At 66.6% G+C, this 2,888-nt stretch carries 3 protein-coding genes; all 3 read left to right on the top strand.

Going from position 1 to position 2,888, the window contains the following annotated elements; genetic code table 11:
* A partial coding sequence (locus ABZZ22_RS26935; protein ID WP_354938629.1) for a glycerophosphodiester phosphodiesterase family protein occupies positions 1-782 on the top strand: 782 nt, incomplete at its 5' end.
* Positions 779-2,131, top strand: coding sequence for an MFS transporter (locus ABZZ22_RS26930; RefSeq protein ID WP_354938626.1), 1,353 nt, complete (start codon positions 779-781; stop codon positions 2,129-2,131). The genes ABZZ22_RS26935 and ABZZ22_RS26930, both read left to right, overlap by 4 nt.
* A 232-nt stretch (positions 2,132-2,363) precedes the next feature.
* Positions 2,364-2,750 (top strand): RNA polymerase-binding protein RbpA, encoded by a 387-nt coding sequence (locus ABZZ22_RS26925; protein WP_008359714.1) that lies wholly within the window; start codon positions 2,364-2,366, stop codon positions 2,748-2,750.
* Positions 2,751-2,888 lie beyond the last annotated feature (138 nt).

The following is a 2,888-nucleotide window of genomic DNA, read 5'->3' as shown; positions in this document are numbered from 1 at the left end:
TCGAGCTCGAGGCCCCCGACGGCCACAACGACACGATGATGGATCCCTCCCAGCGCATCTGGGGCTTCGAGACCAACTTCGGCGGCCTCGCCGACACTCGTGACGGGGTGCTGCTCGCCTTCCACGACGAGGCGCTCGACCGGGTGACCGACGTCAGCGGACTGATCGCGGAGATGACGTACGCCGAGGTGCAGGCAGCCCGCATCGGCGGCCAGCACGGCGTGCCGACCTTGGCCGAGCTCTTCGCGGCCTTCCCGGAGGCGACGTTCAACATCGACCTCAAGTCCGACGGGTCGGTCGGTGCCGTGGCCGAGCTGCTCGAGGCGACCGACCACGAGGACAAGGTCATCGTCGGCTCGTTCTCGAGGCGACGGCTGGAGAGGTTTCGGCGCCTGACCAACGGCCGGGTACGCACCTCGGCCCACCCGCGAGAGGTGCTGGCCTACCTGCTGGCGCCTACGGCCGGGATCGCCAAGCGGCTGGCCGGCGCCCGTTTCGACGCCTTCCAGATCCCGCACCGTCACCGTCTTCCCGGGCCGCTGTCGATCCGGGTGGCGTCTCGCGGTCTCGTCCGCCGCGCCCACAAGGCGGGCAAGGAGGTCCATGTCTGGACCGTCGACGACCCGGCCGAGATGGAGCGGTTGCTCAAGCGTGACGTCGACGGTCTGATGACCGACCGCACCGACGTACTGAAAGCGTTCCTGCAGGAGCGTGGCCTGTGGGAGGCTACGACGCCTCGGGCTGAGCCCACCGGACAGAACGATGAGGAGCCCGAGAAGTGAGCACATCAGCCGGGATCGGCGACATCAGTCCGGCCGAGCGGGTCAGGGAGCAGAAGGGCTGGTTCTTCACCGACTGGGCCGTCTCCGCGTTCCAGACGACGGTCGCCGGGGTGCTGTTCGCGCCCTACCTGATCGAGATCGCGAAGGCCGCTGCCGTCGACAACCGGATCGACGTGCTCGGGCTCTCGATCGCACCCGGTGCACTGCCGTCGTACGTCATCACCTTCTCCACCCTGCTCTCGGCGCTGATCTATCCCCTGGTCGGCGCGATCGCCGACCGCACCTCGCGCAAGCCGGACCTGATGGTCGGCTTCGCCTGGGCCGGTGCGCTCTGCGCGGCGCTGTTGTTCTTCATGACCGGGGACAACTGGTGGTTCGGCTCGATCATGTTCATCATCGCCAACCTGTGTGCGGGGGCGGCGGTGGTGGTCAGCGACTCCATCCTGCCCCTGATCTCGACCGAGGACGAGCGCGACCGGGTCTCCTCGATCGGATGGGCCTACGGGTACGCCGGCGGTGGGCTGTTGCTCGCCGTCAACTTCCTCCTGGTCACCTTCGCAGACCCGATCGGCCTCGGCACCGAGCTGGCCGTGCGGATCTCGATGCTTTCAGCCGGCCTGTGGTGGGCGGGGTTCATCATCATCCCCTGGCGTCGGATCCGGCGGCACGAGCCCGCGGACGTCGAGGACGTCTCCGGCGGTGTCGTCGCACGCTCCTTCGGTCAGCTGTTCGTGACGCTCAAGGAGTTGCCGCAGTATCCGGTCGCGCTGACCTTCCTGCTGGCCTACCTCTTCTTCAACGACGGCATCCAGACCGTGATCAGCTCGGCGTCGATCTACGGGGTCGAGGAGCTCGGATTCGAGACCGGCACGATGCTCGGCATCTATCTGCTGGTGCAGTTCGTCGCGGTCGGCGGGGCGATCTTCTTCGGGCGGCTGGCCAAGGTCTTCGGTGCCAAGCGGGTGATCCTCGGTGGGCTGGGCGGCTGGATGCTCATCGTCGTGGTGGCCTACTTCGTGCCGGAGCAGACGCTGGTCCCGCTACTGATCGTCGGTGTCGGCATCGGTCTGGTCATGGGTGGCACCCAAGCGCTGGCGCGCTCGTACTTCTCGCTGTTCATCCCGGCCGGCAAGGAGGCGGAGTACTTCAGCCTCTACCACGCCATGGACCGTGGCACCTCGTGGCTCGGCACCCTGGTCTTCGGGCTCGTCTACCAGCTCACCGACTCCTACCGTCCGGCCATCTTGGCGCTGATCGCCTTCTTCGTCATCGGGGGCGCACTGCTCGCCCTGGTGAACACCGCGAAGGGCATCGAGCAGGCCGGCAACCGGGCTCCCCAACGGGTCTGAGGCGACTGGCGGATTCGCGACACCGGGCCCTCAGGACTTTCTCAGGGAGATCCGCAGGTCAGGCGGGACCTGTATCGAACACCACGGCGAGAACCTCGACATTTCACGGAATCATCACCTCCTCTGTACCGTTGCAGGTATGAAGAGGCCTGACCGGCCTGCGTTATGAGTCCGCAGACCGCCTCGCTCTTCAGTTCATTCAACGGGGGACGATCGACTCAGGAGGTGCTTCATGGCCGAGCGCACGTTGCGCGGCGCCCGACTGGGCGGACAAAGTTTTGAGGACGAACGCGGGATCGAGTTCGCGGGCCGCCAGCAGGTGGCCTACCGATGCCCGCAGGGCCACGACTTCGAGATCACGATGTCGGACGAGGCCGAGGTCCCGGCGATCTGGGAGTGCCCGCGCTGCGGCATGGAGGCTCTCAACCTCTCCGGTGCCAAGCCGGAGGAGAAGGCCGAGAAGCCTGCGCGTACGCACTGGGACATGCTCCTGGAGCGGCGCTCGGAGAAGGAGCTCGAGGACATCCTCAAGGAGCGCCTCGACCTGCTTCGCGGTGGCGAGATCGGCCCGGCTCACCTGCACCGCAAGGGACCGGGGAAGAAGAAGGCCAACGCCTGACTTCTGACACAGCCAGATACGCCGACGGCGGCCCTCCATCAAGGAAGCTCGTCGATCAGCAGCAGACGATCTTCACCAACCTCCAGCACCTTCCGATGAAGTCGCTCGCCTACGAGGTGAAGAGCCTCGACCACACCC

Source organism: Nocardioides sp. NPDC006273 (assembly GCF_040613495.1).
Classification (GTDB): Bacteria; Actinomycetota; Actinomycetes; order Propionibacteriales; family Nocardioidaceae; genus Nocardioides.
This window is presented reverse-complemented; position numbering and strand designations above follow the sequence as displayed.

What these genes read in the sequence shown, in the direction of transcription:
- ABZZ22_RS26925 (WP_008359714.1), top strand. Translation starts at nt 2,364, where the DNA reads ATGGCCGAGCGCACGTTGCGCGGCGCCCGACTGGGCGGACAAAGTTTT.